General features: G+C 47.5%; 16 protein-coding genes and 1 pseudogene. 8 read left to right on the top strand and 9 right to left on the bottom strand.

The features are described 5' to 3' along the window. The first annotated feature begins 35 nt into the window (after nucleotides 1-35). From LC508_RS26280 to LC508_RS26265, 4 genes are all read left to right on the top strand, one after another. Nucleotides 36-1,397, top strand: coding sequence for an ABC transporter substrate-binding protein (locus LC508_RS26280; protein ID WP_103732990.1), 1,362 nt, complete (start codon nucleotides 36-38; stop codon nucleotides 1,395-1,397). Between the two features lie 68 nt (nucleotides 1,398-1,465). Beyond that, complete coding sequence (locus LC508_RS26275) at nucleotides 1,466-2,368, top strand: carbohydrate ABC transporter permease (protein WP_054351007.1); 903 nt, start codon at nucleotides 1,466-1,468, stop codon at nucleotides 2,366-2,368. After that, nucleotides 2,365-3,213, top strand: a complete 849-nt coding sequence (locus tag LC508_RS26270; RefSeq protein ID WP_033140248.1) for a carbohydrate ABC transporter permease — start codon at nucleotides 2,365-2,367, stop codon at nucleotides 3,211-3,213. Before LC508_RS26275 ends, LC508_RS26270 begins: the two co-directional genes overlap by 4 nt. 28 nt (nucleotides 3,214-3,241) lie before the next feature. Then, entirely contained in the window at nucleotides 3,242-4,027 is a 786-nt protein-coding gene (locus LC508_RS26265) for a creatininase family protein (RefSeq protein ID WP_103732712.1), read from the top strand. 248 nt (nucleotides 4,028-4,275) lie between these two features. On the opposite strand, the gene bglX is transcribed toward LC508_RS26265, so the two are convergent. The 5 genes from bglX to LC508_RS26240 all read right to left on the bottom strand — a co-directional run bounded on the left by bglX (nucleotide 4,276) and on the right by LC508_RS26240 (nucleotide 11,877). Then, on the bottom strand, nucleotides 4,276-6,501 hold the full coding sequence (gene bglX, locus LC508_RS26260; RefSeq protein WP_103732711.1) for a beta-glucosidase BglX: 2,226 nt from the start codon (nucleotides 6,499-6,501) through the stop codon (nucleotides 4,276-4,278). A 7-nt stretch (nucleotides 6,502-6,508) separates the two neighbouring features. Further along, complete coding sequence (locus LC508_RS26255; protein ID WP_103732710.1) at nucleotides 6,509-8,389, bottom strand: beta-N-acetylhexosaminidase; 1,881 nt, start codon at nucleotides 8,387-8,389, stop codon at nucleotides 6,509-6,511. 45 nt (nucleotides 8,390-8,434) lie between these two features. Continuing rightward, nucleotides 8,435-9,328, bottom strand: coding sequence for a carbohydrate ABC transporter permease (locus LC508_RS26250; protein ID WP_118593820.1), 894 nt, complete (start codon nucleotides 9,326-9,328; stop codon nucleotides 8,435-8,437). A 15-nt stretch (nucleotides 9,329-9,343) separates the two neighbouring features. Beyond that, complete coding sequence (locus LC508_RS26245; protein WP_033140252.1) at nucleotides 9,344-10,300, bottom strand: ABC transporter permease; 957 nt, start codon at nucleotides 10,298-10,300, stop codon at nucleotides 9,344-9,346. 74 nt (nucleotides 10,301-10,374) lie between these two features. After that, nucleotides 10,375-11,877 carry an ABC transporter substrate-binding protein gene (locus tag LC508_RS26240; protein ID WP_033140253.1) on the bottom strand — a complete coding sequence of 501 codons (1,503 nt, stop codon included), beginning with the start codon at nucleotides 11,875-11,877 and terminating at the stop codon, nucleotides 10,375-10,377. 258 nt (nucleotides 11,878-12,135) lie between these two features. Here LC508_RS26240 and LC508_RS26235 point away from each other — a divergent pair, with 258 nt between their 5' ends. The 4 genes and pseudogenes from LC508_RS26235 to LC508_RS26220 form a co-directional block, all read left to right on the top strand. Next, the gene (locus tag LC508_RS26235; RefSeq protein ID WP_103732695.1) at nucleotides 12,136-13,902 is read left to right on the top strand and encodes a sensor histidine kinase; all 1,767 of its coding nucleotides are present in this window, start codon (nucleotides 12,136-12,138) and stop codon (nucleotides 13,900-13,902) included. Then, nucleotides 13,883-15,484, top strand: a complete 1,602-nt coding sequence (locus LC508_RS26230) for a response regulator transcription factor (protein ID WP_103732694.1) — start codon at nucleotides 13,883-13,885, stop codon at nucleotides 15,482-15,484. Before LC508_RS26235 ends, LC508_RS26230 begins: the two co-directional genes overlap by 20 nt. Before the next feature lie 75 nt (nucleotides 15,485-15,559). Next, on the top strand, nucleotides 15,560-15,829 hold the full coding sequence (locus LC508_RS26225) for a FeoA family protein (RefSeq protein WP_054350993.1): 270 nt from the start codon (nucleotides 15,560-15,562) through the stop codon (nucleotides 15,827-15,829). Between the two features lie 75 nt (nucleotides 15,830-15,904). Continuing rightward, nucleotides 15,905-16,921: pseudogene (locus LC508_RS26220) on the top strand (FeoB small GTPase domain-containing protein); the annotation flags it as partial. A 7-nt stretch (nucleotides 16,922-16,928) separates the two neighbouring features. Here LC508_RS26220 and LC508_RS26215 read toward each other — a convergent pair. The 4 genes from LC508_RS26215 to LC508_RS26200 form a co-directional block, all read right to left on the bottom strand. After that, nucleotides 16,929-18,533, bottom strand: a complete 1,605-nt coding sequence (locus LC508_RS26215) for a recombinase family protein (protein WP_103731590.1) — start codon at nucleotides 18,531-18,533, stop codon at nucleotides 16,929-16,931. 433 nt (nucleotides 18,534-18,966) lie between these two features. After that, nucleotides 18,967-19,380: a cytidine deaminase gene (gene cdd / locus LC508_RS26210; protein ID WP_033140257.1), complete on the bottom strand. Its 414-nt coding sequence runs from the start codon at nucleotides 19,378-19,380 to the stop codon at nucleotides 18,967-18,969. 32 nt (nucleotides 19,381-19,412) lie between these two features. Continuing rightward, nucleotides 19,413-20,066, bottom strand: coding sequence for a deoxyribose-phosphate aldolase (deoC, locus tag LC508_RS26205; RefSeq protein WP_103731591.1), 654 nt, complete (start codon nucleotides 20,064-20,066; stop codon nucleotides 19,413-19,415). Between the two features lie 47 nt (nucleotides 20,067-20,113). Further along, nucleotides 20,114-21,325, bottom strand: coding sequence for a phosphopentomutase (locus LC508_RS26200; RefSeq protein ID WP_103731582.1), 1,212 nt, complete (start codon nucleotides 21,323-21,325; stop codon nucleotides 20,114-20,116). Between the last annotated feature and the right edge of the window lie 22 nt (nucleotides 21,326-21,347).

The following is a 21,347-nucleotide window of genomic DNA, read 5'->3' as shown; positions in this document are numbered from 1 at the left end:
TAAATTCAAGAAAACACACAAGAAGGAGAAGATTTATGAAAAAGCAGGTTATTTCTTTGTTGCTTTGCGGCACATTAGCCTTTTCTGCACTATCTGGCTGCGGTTCAGAATCCAAAGATGCCTCATCAACAGAAAGCGAACAAAATAAGGATGATAAGCAGACTAAGGATACCAAGGATTCCACCGATAATGTAACTACACTTACATTTTGGACTTATGTGGAACAGCATACGGAATTTATGCAGGATGCGGTAAAAACATGGAACCAAAATCATCCGGATGAATTAGTTGAATTACAGACTGAAACTTATCCAACTGAAGATATGCACAGTAAACTGCTGATCACTTTGCAGTCCGGAGATGGAGCTCCCGATCTGGTTGATGTTAATGTTGCAAGATTCAGTGATTTTGTTCAGGGTGATTCCGAAGTTTTTGTACCACTGAACGATATTATTGAACCTGAAAAGGAAAATTTTCTTGAACCAGTATTGGATATTTATAATTATGACGGAAATTATTACGGTATTGAGTATCATGTAGGTGCCCCTATCATGTTCTATAATACGGAGATTTTGGATCAGGCAGGAGTAAAAGCTGAAGATATTATTACATGGGATGACCTGCACGAGGCAGGAAAAAAAGTCCTTGCTGCTACTGGAAAGCCAATTATAACCTTTGAAGTAAATGACTCCTGGAGTTACTATATCATGACTGGCGAAAAAGGTGGAGATTATTTTGACAAAGACGGTACCTGTATTATAAATAGTAAAGAGAATGCAGAGGTACTTGATTTTATGCTGAGTATGCTTGAAGATGGTACCGCTGTAACTACTCCTGGCGGTGGTTTCCATACTGAAGAATATTATGGTTTCATGGCCCAGGAAGGAGCCGCATCTATGCTGGAATGCCTGTGGTATATGGGACGCTTCACAGACTATATGCCGGAATTAAAAGGAAAAATCCAAGTGGCAGCACCGCCTGTATGGGATGAAAACAGCCAATATCCGGTTTTTGGCGGAACCGCGACAAGTATCACAACACAGTGCAAAGTACCAGATTTGGCAAAACGCTTTTTGGCTGAAGCTAAAATAAGTAAAGAAGGTGCCGCGAAAATATGGAATGTTCTTGGATTTGATCCTCTCAGATGGGATATTTGGGATACTGATGTAATGAAAGAGACCAATAAATATACTGACTATTTTGGCAAAGATATCTTTGACGTTGTCATCAGCATGAAAGATAAATTCCATACATCCAATATCACTGCATCTCCTAAATATTCTCTGGCCAACTCACTTATTTCCAGTGACATCCTGTTTAGAGTATTAGGTGAGAAAAGTGCAACTCCTGAGGAAGCATTAAACAGTGCTGCGGATGAGATAAAAAATGCTCAGTAACTAATAATCATGGGCTGCCGAAATTGTCCTGCGGCAGCCCAATCTTTTTGACCGGGAGGGTTATTTATATGAAACGAAAAAAAATAATAACTCAGAAAACCGCACCTTATATTTTTTGTGCACCATTCATTTGCTCTTTTTTAGTTTTTATGCTGTATCCCATGATCAATATGATATATACAAGTTTTTTCAAACTGGAGGGTATTAATACATATAATTTTTCCGGGTTGGATAACTACAAAAGGCTTGCCTCTGATACTCATATTAGTGCTGCCATTTTTAATAGCCTGGGGTTTACGGTTGGTATCATTATCGTAAATATTGTACTGGCTTTATTATTGGCCGTACTTTTAAATCATAAATTTACTCCTCTTAAAAATATCTTCCGTTCCGCAATCTATATCCCGGCATTGACATCCATTATAGTGGCAGGCATTTTTTTTCGTCTGTTTTTTGCAAGCAATTCTGACACCCCGTTGAATACACTTATGCAGTTTATCGGAATGAGCCCCAAAGAATGGCTATATGATACTAAAATAACCGGTATTGTTGCTCTTGTATTTACTTCCACCTGGCGATATCTGGGAACCAATGTTTTATATTTTTTATCCGCTTTGCAAACGATATCACCTGAATTATATGATGCCGCCCACGTGGATGGTGCCTCTGCCTGGCAGCGTTTTCGCCACGTCACACTGCCCGGTGTAAAACCCATTCTCATTTTTGTAATAACCATACTTACATACGGTGGATTAAGAATGTTTGGAGAGAGTTATGTTTTATGGCCAAACAGCAAAACTCCCGGGGACATCGGATTGACTATTGTACTTTATATATACAGGACTGCCTTTGGACATTTTGATATGGGTTATGCTTCCGCAATGTCTGTAGTTTTGTTTATCTGCCTGATGGTATTAAACTTTATTTATATTAAAACCTTGGGTATAGGCAGGAAGGAGGAAAAGAGATGATAGATAAAAAGAAAAAACAGTTATATCAGATATTTGTAACTTTTATGCTCTGTATCATAGCTGCCATATCTCTGATTCCTTTTATATATTTGATCATTACTTCTTGTGTGAATGATATGAGCCTTGTTTTTAAAAACGGTATTGCTCTAAAAATAACATCAGATATGCTGGACATAGGCAACTACAAATTACTCTTTACTGATAACAATGGCATGTTTTTCAGTTGGTTTAAAAATAGTGGTATCATAACTATTTTATTCACAGTGCTCTCTATCGGTTTTTCCTCCATGGTGGGATATGGTGTTTCCATGTACAAATTTAAGGGAAAACAATTATTAGTAGTTCTTATCCTCAGTACGATGATGATTCCCGTAGAGACACTTATGATCCCGTTATACAACGAAATAAAAAGCTTTAACCTGTTAAATACACATTTAGGAGTTGTCCTTCCTTTTGCAGTCTCAGCATTTACAATTTATTTTTTTATGCAATATGCCCAATCACTGTCTCCGGAATTTATGGATGCAGCACGGATTGACGGGTGCGGAGAAATAAGAATATTTTTAACAGTAATGGTCCCATTAATGAAACCTGCCTTTGCCTCCATGACTATTTTGCAGGCCACAAATGCATGGAACGACTTTCTCTGGCCCCTTATTGTAATGTCCAAAAACGAAAATTTCACTTTGACAGTAGGACTTCAAACCTATCTGTCACCATATGGAAATAATTATAACCTGTTGTTTGCCGGAGCAGTTTTATCTGTCATACCTGTTATGATCATCTTTTTTGCCTGCCAAAAATTGTTTATGGAGGGTATGATCGCGGGTGGCATCAAAGGATGATCTACATAAATAATAAAGGAGATAATTTATGGAAAAAAGATTTCATATGCTCAGGCCTGAGCAAATCATAGAGCAAAGAGATAAATGTCCGGTGGCATATATTCCGCTTGGTACCTTAGAATGGCATGGCTTACATAATCCAATAGGCGCTGACGGACTGCAGGCCGAAGAATTAGCTTTGAGGTGTGCTGATCAAGGTGGTGTTGTTTTTCCAACTGTTTATTATGGAGAGAGCAGGGTAAATTCTTTACTTGAAACAGACCCCAAATATCAGGCTGGTATTTGTGAAAGACTGTCATTAAACAAAAACCAATTTGATGCAGACCGCTTTCCCTACAGTGGAATCGCACAGATTGAACATTATCAGCATCATTTGATTCATATTATATCAGAAGCTGCGTCTTATGGTTTTGATCTGGTAGTCTTTGTTATTGGTCATTATCCATTAATAGAGTCTGCACGCAGTGCAATTATCTTATACAATCAATGGGCTTACGATAAAGAATGGAAGCGTATAGCAGGGTTGGCTGCCGCAGATTATCTTTTACTTAAAGACGAATATACTTCTCCAGGTGACCATGCAGGGGGATGGGAAACTTCTCATCTCTTAGCCTCTCATCCTGAGACAGTAAATCTAAAAGCTGCAGCAAATGAATTACAGTATGGAATCATGAGCACACGAAATCCTTTGCATGCTACAGCTCAATTTGGCAATGAAATTTACGATGCTGCGGTAAAAAAAATAACAGAGCATGTTTTTTTATGCCTCAATAACCCTAAACCATATATGGGACATGGCATACCCTTAATTTAACCTGGATTATTCATTTAGCAGCTTTTAGCAGCACGTAATGCTGCATTGTTACAGCATTTTCATTACTTAAAATCCGCTGAACAGACGCATCCTATTCCCGGATGACAGACTACACCCTGCTCCCTGAGCCGCAGAAGGTACTTCAAAATTCCTCCCTCCTTATGCTGCTTTCTGCCAGCCGGTAACAAGTTAATAGAAAAAAGCTGCGCAGATATCTAAGCGCAGCTCTTTTCATACATTGTAATTTTCTATTTTACAAGCCTGAACCCAGCCCGGTTCTCTGTCCTGCTGTCCGTTCCCGCAAATACCAGAAATTCCCCCGCTTCGCTGGCAAATCCATTCTGTTCCGTATGAAACCTGAGCATAGGCTCTTCTACCGCAAAGATAATTTCCCGCTCCTCTCCCGGTTCCAGGGTAACTTTTTCAAACCCTTTCAGCTCTTTTACAGGCCGGACCACGCTGGCCGCCATATCCCGGATGTAGAACTGTACAGTCTCTGTTCCCTTCCGTTCTCCGATATTTTTAAGCATTACTCCGGCATGGATGGTATCCCCTTCTCTCATCTCTGCTTTATCAAGCTTTACCTGAGACAGAGAAAACCGTGTATAGCCAAGACCATAGCCGAAAGGATAGAGTGGTTCGTTTGGAATATCAAGGTATTTGGAGCGGAAACGCTCCTGTATTCCTATCTGGTCCGGTCTTCCTGTGGAAAACTCATTGTAGTGGACAGGAACCTGGCCCACACAGTATGGAAAACTCATGGGCAGTCTGCCGGAGGGATTTTCTTTTCCCGTCAGCACGTCCACTACAGCGCTGCCTCCCTCCGTCCCGGGGCGCCACACCACCAGCACGGCTCTGGCCTTTTGGCTGATTTCCCTTATATCCAGGGGGCGGCCGCAGAACAGCACCACCACAATATTTTTATTCACCCTGTGTACTGCCCTGAAAAGCTCCATCTGCACCTCCGGCACTGTGATCTGGGCACGGCTGGCTGCCTCACCGCTCTGCAGATAATGCTCTCCCAGTGGCATAATGACAAGATCTGCCTCTTTTGCCGCCTCCACAGCCTCTTTTCGCATCTTTTCCTCTTCCTCACGCGTCATGATCCCGCATTCATCCCCCGTAAATCCGGTCAGCCTGGCTTCACTCTCTTTACTGTCAGACCCAAGTACAGGAGCGCCTTTTAAATATACCGTATGGCTGCCATCAAAGACCTTCCCCGCTGCCTCTTTGATACTTACGCAGTCCTTGTCATCTCCTGTAAAAGACCAGCTGCTCTTTATCTGTTTACTGTCCGTATAGGGACCGATAAATGCCGTTCTTCTGCCCATATCCAGAGGCAGAACGCCGTCATTTTCCAAAAGGACAAAAGATTTCACAGCCGCTTCTCTTGCCAGTGCCCTGTGTTCCGGACACAGGAAAATTTCTTTTTCCTTCTCTGTATCAGCGTCTTTGTATGGATTTTCAAATAACCCCAGTTTATTTTTCAGTTCCAAGATCCGCATGACGCATTGGTCGATCCAGGCTTCCTGTACAACACCCTCCTCAGTGAGCTTCCTCAGATTGGCAGTGTATACATTTGTCATCATATCAATGTCCACCCCGGCCTCAAGAGCCTTTACCGCTGCCTCCCGGCTGTCTTCGGAACAGCCGTGGGCAATGGTTTCCAAAATGGCGGAAAAGTCTGAGATCAGCACGCCGTCAAATCCCATCTCCTCCCTCAGGATATCACGCATGAGCCATCTGTTGGTGCTGGCCGGAATGCCGTTCACTGTGTTGAAAGAGGTCATGACCATGGCAGCTTTGGCATCAATTCCGGCCTGGTAAGCGGGAAGATAATACTCCCGGAGCGTGTTTTCAGACAGCTCCACCGTGTGATATTCCCTCCCCGCCTGAGGTGCCCCGTAGGCCGCAAAATGTTTAACACAGGCAGCTACTTTATAAGGCTCCTTTAAGTCATCCCCCTGAAAGCCTTCCACCATGGCTCTTGCAAAAAGACTGTTCAGCCAGGTATCCTCCCCTGTGGACTCCATAACACGCCCCCATCTGGCATCCCGGACCAGATCCACCATAGGTGCAAAGGTCACATGAAGGCCTGATACAGCCGCCTCCTTCGCCGCTGCTGCCACACATCTTTTGGAAAGCTCCGGTTCAAAGGAAGCTCCCTGTCCCAGCGGAATGGGAAATATGGTCTTCATGCCGTGTATAATGTCCATCATAAAGAGCAGCGGAATGTGGTGCGGATGATTCTCCATATAGCGCTTCTGTATTTTGATCAGTTTTTCCGCCCTGCAGGTTCCCAGTATGGAGCCTGCCATATGGACATCCTCCCCGGTCACCCCAAGCTGTACTGCCGGACCTGTGAGAACGCTGTCTGCGTCCTGATAAAAGTCTCCGGTAAGCTGAAGCATCTGATCGATCTTCTCCTGCAGTGACATGGTGTCCAGCAGTTTTTTTAATTCTTCCTGTTTCATTTTCCCGCTACTCCTCTTCTTCCTGTTTTCTCTCCCTGAGCTGTTCCAGAAGTGTGGTAAATCCCAGCAGACTGTCCTCCTGTCCCTTTATCTTATTCCGCCTCTGCCACAGATTCCTGTGTCTTTCGCAGAGGTCCTCAATCTCTTTTTCCAGTCCGCTGCCGTCCTCCAGCCCGTAACACAGCGCTCTGGTTCTGGTGGCAGCCCGCACCATGGCAAGCCCGTTTATCATCTCCTCTTTCAGAAGAGTACCATCCGGACAGGCAGGGTCTGCTTTCCGAGCCTGTACAGCCAGCTCATCCAGATACTCCAGAATTGCCTCTTCCTCCATCCCGCTGCGCCCTGCATATGCCTCCTCACAGGGAAGATATACACACGGTTCCACGAAAAAGCGCATGGAATCCACCATATTTTTAATAGACGCTTCAAATCGGTCTCTGCTCACACATCCAGTCTGCAGTGTCATAAACGCCAGCGTTCTGCATGGGAATAAAAACTCTTCTTTTCGGCTGTATCTTCCGGCCTCCAGACACAGCCGCCCGAAAATGCCCGTCTCATCCCTGAACACATACCGGTTAAGAGCCTCTGCCAATTCCTCCTCCGTCACAAGTTCTCTGTTCCAGGCCCCTGCAGCTCCATACAGAATGCCCGGCAGGGAAAACAGGGAATACTGGAGATGCCCGAAATCACCCCAGTCTGTGACCATCAGCCCTCTGGCATGAAAATCATAGGCAGCAGACACCGCGTTCTCCGTACATTGCATCATGTTATCCGTGATTCCCGTAAAACTGCACCAGCTGTTTGTACCCGGGCAGAGATAAAATTCAACGCCTGCCCTCTGCAGCCTTTCCGCCCGTCTGCGTACCGGGTGTTCCTTCTCATATCCCCAGTCGAGAACGATTATGTCTTTCGGAAGCTGCGCTGCGGCATCCTCCTCTTTGCTCAGGACATCTCCCCACATCATCATGTTATGGCCACGGGCCTTAACCTTTTCACTGAGCTTTTTTACATAGTCCAGATAAATGCTTACAACACCCTCTTTTTCGGCTTTGTCTTTATTTTTTCCATACCCCAGGTCAAAGGTCTCATCCAAATCCGCATGAAACATTCGGGAATGAAAACATGGCAGCAGATCATCCAGCATCTGTTCGATCAGCTTCAGAGATTCCGGGTTTGTGGGGTCCATTGTTGCAGGGGGAAGCGTGGTTCCCTTTATCTGAAGCCCACCCGGATTTTCCGCCAGATGTCCGAAGGCCTCTGTCTCCAGCCAGGCATTCATATGCCCCAGGCAGTTCTGATTGGGAACCAGTTCTATAAACCGCTCTGCGCAGTAGGCATCCAGTTCCCTGATCTCTGCCGGTGTCAGGTAATCCTTTGCCCTCTTTTCCCACACCTCCGAAAAGGATGGATAAGCAAAAGAAAAGCCCTCCACATAGAGCTGAAACTGGTTTATCTTAAGACCGGCCAGCAGGTCGATCATTGCTTTCAGACTCTCCACTTTCGGTACTTTCCCCCGGGAAATGTCTATCATCACGGCCCTGTCCCTGAGGCCGGGGAAGTCTTCTATACGGCAGCAGGCTATTTTCCCTTCAGAAAAAAGTACAAGCTGGTGCAGCGTCATCACAGCATAAAATGCCCCTGCTGGGGAACCCCAGGATATCTCAATCCCCTCCTCCGTGATTTCCAGGACATACTGCTCTTTCTGCAGTTCCTTTTTTTCCGTAAACTGTATCGTATCCTCAGTACCTGTTACTTCCGGCCAGATCACAGCCAGCGGCGCTTCCAGTCCACTGGGCATACGCTCCTTAGACACTGCCGCCTTTTTTACAAAATATCCGGCCCTCTGCAGGTAAACCTGAGGCTTTGGAATAAGACATGGTTTCTCCATCTGTTTTTCTCCTTTATTCGTAAGTTCAATATAATGGTATTTTTTCTAACCCTTCACAGCGCCCATAGCGATTCCCTTGGCAAAATATTTCTGCAGGAACGGATATAGGATGAGGATCGGCACCATGGCAATAAAAGCAATGGCCATTCTGACGCTGGTACTTGGCAGAGGCCCCATGGACATGGCTGTTGTGACTGTGGAATTGCCGCTCTGCAGAAATTGGATATCACTGATCATTTTGTTTAACAGATTCTGGATGCCCCACAGATCCGGGTCTGATATATAGTAAAGACCATTTGTCCAGTCATTCCAGTATCCAAGGCCTGCGAACAGCCCCACAGTCACCAGGATCGGTTTTCCCAGAGGGAGCACGATTTTTGTAAACACCGTAAAATGACCTGCCCCATCCACCTCCGCGGCTTCATAGAGAGCCTCGGGGATATTGTTGGAAAAATATGTCCGGATCAGCAGTACATTTACGGCACTCATCAAGAATCCCGGAACGATCATGGCGAAAATAGTATTTTTTATATGAAAGGTACCTGAATACATCATGTAAGTGGGCACCAGACCGCCGTTAAACAACATGGTAAAAAAGACAAAGAAGGAAAAAAAGTTTCTCCCCGGCAGTTTTTTCAGGGACAGGGGATATGCCAGCATGGAAGACAAGATCAAATGCAGTGCGGTTCCCACTATGGTAACGCCGATGGTAATGGCATAAGCCCTGAAAATTTTATTGCTGTTGACAAAGATATATTTGTATGCTGCCAGGCTTAATTCCTTCGGAAACAGGGTGTATCCGTCCCTGACCAGTGTGCCTTCCTCTGTTATGGATGATATAAATAACAGGAGAAACGGTAAAATGATAACAACTACAAGAATAATGAGAAATATATTTGCAAGGGTCTGATAAACCCTGTCATGTCTGCTGATATGCATCCTTTCACTCCTCCTTTAAAACAGCGCGTCTTCTTTGCTGATCTTCCGCACGAACAGATTGGCAGCCAGTACAACCACAAAGCCGATCAGCGACTGGTAAAATCCGGCGGCAGCAGCCATAGGAATATTTCCCGAATTCAGCAAAGCACGGTAAACATAGGTATCCAGTGTATTGGTCGTGGAATATATCAGGCCCGAATTCTGGGGCACCTGATAAAACAGGCTGAAATCCGAATAGAAGATACGCCCGATATTCAGCATGGTCAGGGTGATGACACTGCTCTTGATCCCCGGGAGCGTAACATTTCTGATCTGCTGCCAGCGTCCGGCACCGTCCAGTTTGGCTGCCTCATAGAGGGACGGGTCTATACCGTTAATAGACGCAATATAGATCAGACAGTTATATCCCATGCCCTTCCAGAAATTCACCAGGACCAGAATGAACGGCCAATACTTAGCCGAAGCATACCACTGCACAGGTTCCATGCCCAGCGCTGGCAGCAGACTTTTGTTCAGAAGACCGTTCTCATTGGACAAAATGGCAAACACAATGTAAGAAACGATCACATAGGACATTAAAAATGGCAGCAAAATAGAACTTTGATACAGGCGCTTTAACCTGCGCGAGGCAATATCACAGATAAGGATCGCGATCAATATTCCGGCTGCTGTGTTGATGATGATAAATGCCAGATTGTACAATATGGTGTTCCTGGTGATGACCCAGGCATCCTTTGTCACAAACAGATATTCAAAATTTTTAAGCAGCGGATCTGCCCAGTCACTGTGCCAGATTCCGTCCGCGAAATTCACATTCTTAAATGCAGCCACCAGGCCCGCCATGGGTATGTAATTGTTAATAAACAGATACAAAAGTCCCGGCAGCATCATCAGATAAAGAGGTACCCAGCGTTTCCATTTTCTGAAACGGCTCTGCCCCGCCGGACGTCCGTAAACAGCAGTATTTGACATAAAAAACTCCTCCTGTGGTAAAAAAGAGGCACCGCCATTACCAAGCGGCGCCTGTGATATGTTTTCTGATACGATTACTGTTTAGCCAGCCAGTCATCAAGCTGCTGCTGTTTGGATTCCATGACCTTATCAAGACCGGCTGCTTTCAGGTCAGCCAAAAACTGCGGAAGTACCTCGTCCGGATTCACGGAACCTGTGTTCAGAGCATCAATATACTGGCCTTTTACATTGTCCAGGGCAGCAAGTTCATTGGCAAGGGCGGTGCCGTCGTAGGTAAACCCATAAGCACAGGATTTTCTTGCCTCCTCATTCAGTTTCATGACCTGCTCTCCCACATCCAGAGGAAGTCCTTCCCATACATCGGAAATGTACTGGTTCGGAAGCATAAATCCGAAATAAGCGTTGTAGGGATCACTGGATTTGTCCATTCCATCCGGGAAGGTGACATGTCTGTCCTCTGTGAGCTTGTAGTGTTCTCCCTCGATACCCCAGTTCAGAAGGTTTGCCGCTTCCGGATTTCCATAGATATAATCCAGCATTTGGAACGCTTTTTCCGGCTGCTCGGAGTTGCGTGCCACTGCCCAGTAAAAACCTGCCGTAAAGCTGCTGGTGGTAAAGGCATCGTACAGCGGAATCACCGCCATCTCTGTCTTATAGGCAACAGAGGCCTCATTGGCTATTGCCGGCTGATAGGTGGAAACCAGACTGAAGGCCTTGCCATTGCTCATCTGCACCTCAATGGAATCTGTGGTGGTGGCAGCGTCCTTTCCGATCCATCCCTTCTGTGCCCAGCGGTACTGACGGTCCAGGAACGCTTTATATGCATCACTTGCATACCAGTTTTCCACCACCGGTTTTTCGCCGTAGTTGAGCAGTACCCCGTACCCGTCTCCCAGCGGGTCACACTGATACCAGTCGGAGTCGAATTTCTGTCCCTTGCTCATAGCCAGCATGGCTGCCTCCGGATGATTCTTGGCAACCACCTCATATACCCCTTCCAGGTCATCCACACTCTTAATATCCGCTTCCTGAAAACCGGCCTCCTCCAGCCAGTCTTTTCTCACCATAATGGACGCCTGGCGGTACCAGTCACAGACATTTGGAATGCCGTACACGAATCCGTTGATATTTGCCACTTTTGCGTTGTCACCCATATTTTCCTTAATATTGGTGCCGTATTTGTCTATCATCTCACTTAAGTCGTAGACGGCCTGGGTGGAGACAAAATTGGCTGCCTGATACGCCTGTCCTACCATCAGGTCCAGCTTTTCCCCTCCTGACAGCATAAGGCGCTGCTGCTCATTGGCATTGGCCCAGGGAACCAGCATAATATCCAGCTTCATGTTCAGGTCCTTCATGGTCAGCTTATTGATAGCCTCCTCCACCTTCTGTTCATCGTCCTGTGTGTTTCCGATGAACATCATAGTCACTGTGTAAGGCTCCTCCCCGCCATCCTGTTTGCTGCCGGCGGATTCTGTTTTGCTTTTCTCTCCCGTATCCGCAGAGCTGCCGCATCCGGCCAGCATGGAAACTGCCAGCACGGAAGTCATGAGTCCTGCAATCCATTTCGTTTTCATCTTCATTCTCCTTTTCGTATTTCCAGGTCTCTGCCTGTTTTGTGGTTTCATTTTACTTCCGGCCCAAACCACTTTCAATCACAATACCGACATCCTGTTATCACAAAAACGTGCTCCTTTGCAAAGCCCCGAAATACGTCGTTTTTCTTATACTTCCCCATCGTTTTCGTAATTGAATTTGCATTTTCAAACGTGTATAATTAAACATTACTATAAATCCTGATAAAATCACAGACTAAAATCCGGGAAAGGACAGATATGAAAAAGGAACACAGGAAAAAAACACATTCCGCCTTCGGACGGCACAAACTTCTGCTCTGTATGGTGGTGGCTGCCACAGCTCTGGAACTCAGTGTCAGTGTGTGGGCCATCCATATGGTACGAAAACAAACGGCCCAGAACGCCAGTGTTATGGTCCAGAACCGTATGGAACAGGTGGAGAATAATTTTTTCATATTGAACCAGCATTTAAAACAGACTCTGGTGACCCAGGGGCAGGGCACAGCCCTTTCGCAGGCTCAAAGCGAAGATTCCCTTACCAGGATACAGGCGCGGCAGACGCTGATCGACAGCCTTATTTATATATCGGGAAATTCCGGAAATGACTACTCACTTTTCTATTATTTTCCCAAAAGCAGGGAATTTTTAACTGCCGTACACTCCCGCTACATTGCCTATCCCCAGAGAGAAGGGCTGCAGGACGCCGTGATCCAACTTCTCGACTCCGGCTATCACCCCAGCAGCGTGTCGGACCAGTGGACCCTGCTTCCGGTGGGGGATACCTATTATGCCATCCGTCTTTATCAGTACCAGGATGTGTGGAACGGAAGCTGTATTCCGGCGGAGGCCCTCATCAAACCTCTGGTGGGCATCTATCCCAAAAGTGTCAGCTTCCCTGTACTCTTCACAGAAAACGGAAAACTTGCCGCCGGTGCCGGGAATCTTTCCCGTGAAGGGCTCTCACCGGATAAAGCCCTTGCAGGCCGCGGACCTTTCTGGCATAAAGGCCAGCGGTGGCTGGTGGTGGATTCCTCTGTATCGGACACCGGTTTTCAATTGAAGCTGTTCATCAAGGATTATGGGCAGTTCGAGAAGGCTGTGCTGTTCCAGACCGGGGTTCTGGTGATCATCGTTATCCTGTTAAGCGCTGTCATACTGGCCATGTCCTACACCCAGAAAAAGATACTGCGCCCTCTCCGCCTGTTTACGGAAAGGCTGAAATCCTATGATCCGGATAAGCCGGTACTCATAGAGATGAGTTCGGAACTGGAGGAATTGTCCGCAGCCAGCAGGCAGTTCAACAACCTCACAAAAGAAATCAACCGTCTGCGTATCCGTGCCTATGAGCAGGAGCTGGAACGGCAGAAAATACAGATGGACTACATGCAGATGCAGATCAAACCGCATTTTTTCCTGAACAGCCTGAATCTGATCCATTCCATGGCCAGCCACGGAAACTGTCAGGACGTAGCCCGGCTAAGCGAGATCACAGCCAGTTATCTGCGGTACATTTTCCAGAGTGATGTTTCCTGTGTGGAGCTTGGACAGGAACTGAATCATCTGCGTGACTATCTGTCCATTATGGAGATCCGCTACCCGGACCATTTCCAATACGAGATTTTCGCTGAGGAGGAGGCCTTGCTGCAGGCAGTACCGCCTCTTCTTCTCCAGACTTTTGTGGAGAATTCCGTCAAGCACGGAATCACGGCGGATACCAAAATGGAACTGAGCATCTCCGCTTTGATCGAATGCACGGAAACATCCGGGCAGAAGGAAATGCTGACCATCTTTATCACGGACAACGGTCCCGGATATCCCCAAACATGTCTGGATGTATGGGCTCAGGGAAAGGACCTGGCAAGAAGCGGCGGCTCCCATATCGGAATCGCCAATGCTTCCAAACGTCTTAAGTTGTTTTACCATGAAAATGCTGTGATGAAATTATACAACAGTCCGCTGGGAGGCGCAGTGACAGAACTGCACCTCCCCTGTAAGGAGGAGCAAAATGAATTTACTGCTGGTTGATGATGATGTCCTGATGCTCCAGGATCTAAAGGAAATCCTGGACTGGAACGCGCTTGGGTTCCAGAAAGTTTATACCGCCGAAAACACTGCCTCAGCCCAGAAAATGATCGCCCAGGTTCCTGTGCACGTCATTATATGCGACATTGAAATGCCCGGAAGCAGCGGGCTTGATTTCATGGAGACACTGCAGAACTCGGAAAGCGGCATCCCCTGTATTCTTCTGACAAGCTATGCCCGTTTTGAGTATGCCCGGCGTGCCATAGACTTAAATGTGGTGGAATATCTGCTGAAGCCCGTCTCCGCGGAACCGCTGCAAAGCGCGGTGGAAAAAGCTGTACAGAGGTTAAAGCTGTCCCGCCAGATGAACACGGCAAAGAAATACAGCCAGTATTGGCTGGATGAGGAAAAAAATACGGCGGAATATTTCTGGAACAAAACTGCCCGTGGTTTTCTGGCTGAGGTCTATTCCCTGCCCCGGAAACTGGGATACGGGGAAACCCAGCTTTTCATTCCTGTTCTGATCGAAGCCTTTCAGGATGACAGACGAAGCCAGATTGATGACCCCATGTGGGAGTATGCTGTCAAAAATGTAGGTTATGAAATATTGGAACAGGAGCACCTGCTACCCCGGTGCGTCATTTCCCTGACTCCCGGCCGCTGGCTGGCTGTGGTCAGCATCGTAAGCGGACCGGAGACAGACCTCTCCCCCCTGGAAGAGCGTCTGGATGTTCTGCAGGATACCGCGGGAAAATTCATGCATATGGAACTCAGTATCAGTATGGGCAATGCCGTGTCCTATAGAGATATTTACCGGGAAGTGTCGGAACTTGAAAAGCTGCTGGACAGCACCATGAACCGGAGAGGCAGAATTTTGTACAAAGATCAAACTCTCCCCCGCGGCACCACCTGCACCCAGTCCGAGATCAGGCTCTGGGAGACTCTGCTGCAGTCCGCGGACAAGGAAGCCCTGAAAAAAAGCCTGTATACCTTTCTGCAGTCCAAAGCCTCGCTTCTCACACCGGAAAATATGCAGGAAATCCGTCAGGATTTTGCCCAGATGGTGTACAGCTTTTTAAAACAGAAAGAGATCCAGGCCCACCGGCTTTTCGGTGATGCCGAAAGTGACCGCCTCTATCAAAACGCAGTCCGGAGCATTGACCATATGTACGCTTACTGCAGTTACCTGATTGACCGCGCCCTCTGTTATGCCACTATCACTGACAATTCCAAAAGCGCTGTGGAAATCATACAGAACTTTTTAGATACCCACTATGCAGAGGATATCCAGAGAAATGATCTGTCTGATATTGTGTTTGTCAGCCCTGATCATCTGTCCCGGCTGTTCAAAAAAGAAACGGGCCTGTCCCTTATGCAGTATGTAACGAAAAAACGTATAACGGCTGCGTGCAGCCTTCTGGCGGAAAGCCGTATGCCCATCAACCGGGTGGCGCTTCAGGTTGGCTATGGTAATTTTGCTTATTTTTCCAAGATTTTCAGGGAGATCACCGGGATGACTCCCATGAACTACAGGAAACAGTCCCAGGCAGCAGACAGCACCGGCAAAGATTCTCCTCCCTTTTGAACTTCTTTCTCCCCTCTGCATACTATACAATAGATTCTCCCGTCCGGGATTTTCCGGTCGGTAATGGAGGAAAAAATGTCCCTTACTCCGCTTTTTACCCTGTCTCCGGATGAGACAGGGATTGTCAAATCCATTCTGACGGACAATGTCAGTCCGGCGCAGCAGCAGACCATCAAACGCCTTATGGATTTAGGTCTGATTGAAAACACGAAAGTTACCTGTGTTGGAGTGAGTGCCTTTGGAAGCCCCAAAGCTTTTCTCATCCGGGGCGCTGTCCTGGCTCTCAGAAAAGAAGAGGCTTCTCTGATTCTTGTTAAAAAAATCCGGGACAGAAGTGTGCTTTGATATTCTTCTGCCCTATGAATTAAGAGGTGAATAGTTCTGAAGAAAGAAAAGAAAAAGGAGGTTCCCCTCCGTAATATAGCATTGATCGGCAATCCCAACGTAGGCAAAAGCACTGTATTCAACGCGCTGACCGGTATGCATCAGCATACAGGGAACTGGTGCGGTAAGACAGTGGAATGCGCCGCAGGAAACAGGATCTATCGGGGACGCGAATACCGTTTTGTAGATTTGCCGGGCTGTTATTCCCTCTCCTGCCGCTCCAGCGAGGAGGAGATTTCCCGTGATTATATCCTGCAGAGCCATCCTGATGTGGTGGTGGCTGTCTGCGATGCCACCTGTCTGGAAAGAAATCTCAATCTGGTTCTCCAGATTTGTGCTGTCACCCCCCATGTGCTCCTGTGTGTAAATCTCATGGACGAGGCCAGAAAAAAGCATATCCGCATAGACTTTCTGCGGCTCCAAAAAGAACTGAAGATTCCTGTTATCGGCATAACGGCCAGGAGCCGGAAAGGCCTGGAACGCATATTCGGGGGGATTGAAGATGCCCTTTCCAACACAGAGGCCGTTTCCCCGGTTCCCGACATTTACCGCGGAAACGCGGAGATGTGCTGCGCTTCCGCGGAATACTGCGGCACCTATGTCCAGCAGGCCGCGGCGATCTGCAGGGCCTGTGTCACTTTGGAAAATCCGGATTATGCCAGAAGGGACAGGAAACTGGACCGGATTTTCACCAGCAGATGCACGGGGTTTCCCATTATGCTCCTGTTCCTGCTCTGCATTTTCTGGATCACCATTGTGGGGGCAAATGTCCCCTCTGACCTGCTGAATCAAGGGCTGTTCTGGCTGGAACCGCGTTTTTACCACGGCCTTCTCATGCTGGGAGTTCCTGAAATCCTCTGTCAGGTTTTGATCTACGGAGTATATCGGGTCGCAGCCTGGGTGGTAAGCGTGATGCTCCCTCCCATGGCTATTTTCTTCCCGCTTTTTACTCTGCTTGAGGACTATGGGTATCTTCCCCGTGTAGCCTTTAATCTGGACCACTGTTTCCAGAAGTGCTGTGCCTGCGGTAAGCAGGCGCTCACCATGTGGATGGTTGATATCAGGATATGTCCCTGCCAAACCTGAAATAAATCCTCACAGTCTGTTCCTTTATACGCCCCTGTTCCGTTTCCCGGAAACTTCCCTGCCCGATCTCAATATGGTCGATAAAATGAAAAAGCAGCTCCCTGGATAATTCCTCCGGCTCCGTAAAGCCGTGCAGCATCTTTCTCAGCTGTTCCATGGCATCTTCCTTTTTTTCTGTGCCTGTATCTCTCCTCAAAACCTCCATCTTAAAAGAAACCTCACGGTTCTCGCTCTCATATCTCCTCAGCAGTTTCTTCATCCGCTCCTCACTGAGCAGTCCCTCCACATGGTCCTCATAGAGTTTTTCGATCAGTCTGTCCAGCTCATGCAGGCGCTTTTTTAGGGCGGAAAGCTCTTGTATCCTGTCTGTCTGGATATTTTGTTTTTCCAGGTACTTCCGGGCATGCTCCAGAATTTCACGCTCCTCCTGTTCGGATATCCGGACAGACTTTTGGATAGCGGTTAATACGATACGGCAGAGCGTATCATAATCCATAAAATGATTGGTACACCCTTTTGTCCCATAGAGTTTATATGCACCGCAGGCGAGATTCCCGGAGGCGTCTCTTTTTCTTGTTCCCACAATGGACATATTCCTGCCGCAGTCTGCGCATTTGGCAATCCCGGAAAATATATTCGTAAACTCCCCTTTCCCGGCGCAGGTGCGCTGTCTGCTTCTGCGTCCCGCCATGGAAAATACCTCCCGGCTGACCAACGGCTCATGTGTGTGTTTTACTACGTACCAGTCTTCTTTTGGATTTTTAACGGAAGTCCGGCTTTTAAAAGATATTTTTGTAGTTTTTCCCTGAGCCATATGCCCCAGATATACCACATTGCGCAGCATTTTCGTGATGGTCGATGATGTCCATCCTCTCCGCTTTTCAAACTCTTCCGTCTCTTCTGCCACCCTCTGGTTCCGGCGGTATTCCAGAGGGGTAGGCACCATCCGCCGGTTCAGTTCCCGCGCAATGTCAATAGGCAGGATACCCTCCGAAGCCTTAAGAAATATTTCCCTTACAATCTTTGCCGCTTCCCTGTCTATGACCAAATGATGTTTGTCCGCAGGGTCCCGCATATAGCCGTAAGGAGCGAATGCACCTACAAAAGCCCCCTCCTGCATGTGAGTGGTAAAGGATGAACGTATTTTTTTGCTGATGTCCCTGGCGTACATCTCATTGATAATGTTTTTAAACGGAGCGATATCCGTACAGGGGCTGTCGGAATCGTATCCGTCATTGATGGCAATATACCGCACCTTTTTCGTCGGAAAATAAATTTCTGTATACTGTCCTGTCTGAATATAATCGCGCCCCAGACGCGACAAATCCTTGGTGATCACCATATTGACCCTGCCGCTTTCTATATCCCGTATCATACGCCGGAAATCGGGGCGTTCAAAGGTGGTGCCCGAAATGCCGTCATCCACATACTCATCATAGACAGGATAATGATTCTCGGCTGCGTAAGCCCTGAGCATTTTTCTCTGCGTAGTGATACTGGCACTCTCGCCCTTTCCTTCATCATCTTTTGAAAGGCGCATATAGAGAGCCGCAAAATACTTTCTGTTTTCAGGCAGCATATGATTTCTCAAGCTATTCCCCCTTCAGAGCAAATCTTCCGGCGGCAGGTATCAACTGTCGGCAGCTCCTATTTTCTCAGTCAGTATTTCCAGCAACAGCTCCTTCAGTGCGGGTCCGTCGGAAAATCTTACTTCCGCAACAATACCTGTGGTTTTCTCATCCATATCCTATCCCTTCTCACATTTTACATAGAAAACTATGCATAGGTTCTTCATAGATAATTTATGATGCTCTGCTTGTACGGTATGATATCTGCTGAACCTCAAAAACAGGATTTCTTCCCGAAAGATTCTAAAAGGGGCTGCGTACTACCGGCTAACCGATAATACACAACCCCTTTCATAAAAAATCAGCTCTTATTCAACAGAAGCCTTCAGACAGTTGTCACTGACAAGATATGCTGCCACACCACACTGATCGAATCCTGCTTTGTCACGCCAGATTCGCCGGTCCGAATCCCAAAGGCAGCAGCTCCTTTAATGTATAGATATCATAATGTTCCGTATCTGTGGCCAGGATTATCTGGAAACTCTCCGGATCACAGAATTCCATCATCACCTGCCGGCATACACCGCAGGGAGCCGCGTACTCTGTAAGGACACCATTTTTCCCGCCCACAATACAGATGGCATCAAACTCGCGCTCGCCTTCGCTGACCGCTTTGAAAAATGCCGTTCTCTCCGCGCAGTTGGTGGGGGTATAAGATGCATTTTCAATATTGCAGCCCTTATATATTTTCCCCTCCGGTGTATGGAGTGCTGCCCCCACTTTAAAATTGGAATACGGCGTGTATGCGTTCTCCATTGCCTTAACCGCCTGTTTGATCAGTTCTTTTACTGGAATCATAATCTCACCCCGTTTCAGTCTATTTCCCGTTGTCACTGCTGTGCCTTTGCAGCCTTTACCAGACGGCTGGTGCCAAGGCGGTCCGCCCCCAGTTTTACAAACGTTTCCCCGTCGGCAAAGGAGGAGATTCCTCCTGCTGCTTTTACTTTCTTGTCGCTTCCCGTGTGTTCTCTCATAAGCTTCACATCGTCAATTGTTGCCCCATGGGTGGAAAAGCCCGTGGAAGTCTTGATGTACTCCGCGTCTGACTCTGTGACTGTTCTGCACATGCGGATCTTCTCCTCCTCTGTGAGCAGGCATGTCTCAATGATGACCTTCAGAAGTTTTCCGCCGCAGGCTTTCTTAACCGCCTGGATCTCTTCCTTAACCAGATCATATCGGCCCTCTTTCACCCATCCCAGGTTAATGACCATGTCAATTTCCTCTGCTCCGTTCTTCACAGCGTCCGCAGTCTCAAAAACTTTCACTGCAGTGGTATTGTACCCATTGGGAAAGCCGATAACTGTGCATACCGGCATTTTGTCTCCCAGGTACTCTGCTGCCTGTTTCACATAAGACGGCGGTATGCAGACAGATGCCGTCTGATAAGCCACCGCGTCATCGCATATAACCTTTATTTCCTCCCAGGTAGCTGTCTGCGCCAGCAGTGTATGGTCAACTTTACTTAATATTTCTTTCTGTTCCATTCTGATATCCTCCTCATAATTTTTCACTGTCATGATATTCTTCTATTCTATTCCGATACTGTCAGTTTGTCCAGACAGGAAATCCCTATAGTACCATCCGGCATTGCTACATGAAAATTATCTGCTATGGTGGCCCCGATCCTTGCAAAGTCACTGCTCTCCTCCAGCTCTCCCCCGCACTGAAATGCAGGTGAATACGCCAGAAACGGAACCTTCTCCCGTGTGTGGTCCGTCCCGGTATATGTGGGGTCATTGCCGTGGTCCGCTGTCAGGATCAGCAGGTCTTCTTTTTCCAGACTGCCAAGCAGTACGCTCAGCTTTTCGTCAAACTGTTCCAGCTCACGGGCATATCCCTCCGCGTCCCTTCTGTGTCCCCACAGGGCGTCAAAATCCACCAGATTCACAAAGCAGAGTCCGTGAAATTCTTTCCCCGCCGCCTCTATGGTCTGTTCCATCCCGTGAAGGGAGCTTTTTGATTTGTATGCCCGGGTAATCCCCTCTCCGTCGAAGATATCCTTGATCTTCCCGATAGAGATCACATCACAGGATGCCTCTTTCAGCGCATCCAGAACCGTTTTCTGAAAAGGCTTCACCGCATAATCGTGACGATTTGCCGTGCGTTTGAACTCTCCTTTTTTTCTGCCTACATAGGGGCGGGCGATCACTCTGCCCACCATCCATTCCTCCCGCATGGTCAGCTCCCTGGCGATCTCGCAGTAGTGGTACAGGTTCTCAAGACCCATGGTCTCCTCATTTCCGCAGATCTGCAGGACGGAATCCGCGGAGGTATAGACAATGAGGTGACCCTCATTCACTTCTTCCTCCCCCAGCTCCTCCAGGATCTCCGTGCCGCTGGCGCTTTTATTTCCGATGATTTTTCTTCCGGTGCGCTTTTCCAGCTCACGAATCAGTTCTTCCGGAAAACCATGCTCTGTAAAAGTCTGGAAGGGTTTGGTAGTGCGAAGCCCCATCATCTCCCAGTGTCCGGTCATGGTATCCTTTCCGCTGCCGGCCTCTCTCATGGCCGAATAATAGGCAAGAGGAGACGGCGTACTGTCAACCCCGTTAAGGGGAAGGATATTCCCTATCCCCATTTTCTCCAGGATGGGAATCCGAAGAGGCTGCCCTTTCCTGTATCTGTAATCCGCTATATGGCCCAGGGTATTGGCACCTGCGTCTCCGAACTGCACCGCATCCAGCATAGCCCCTACACCCAGGGAATCCAGCACAACCACAAAGATACGTTTGAATTTCTCCATAATCTGTCTCCTTTATTCTGCT

The organism is Blautia parvula, assembly GCF_020215665.1.
Classification (GTDB): Bacteria; Bacillota; Clostridia; order Lachnospirales; family Lachnospiraceae; genus Blautia; species Blautia celeris.
Note: the sequence above shows the minus strand (reverse complement) of the source record. Positions and strands in the feature narration are given on the sequence as shown.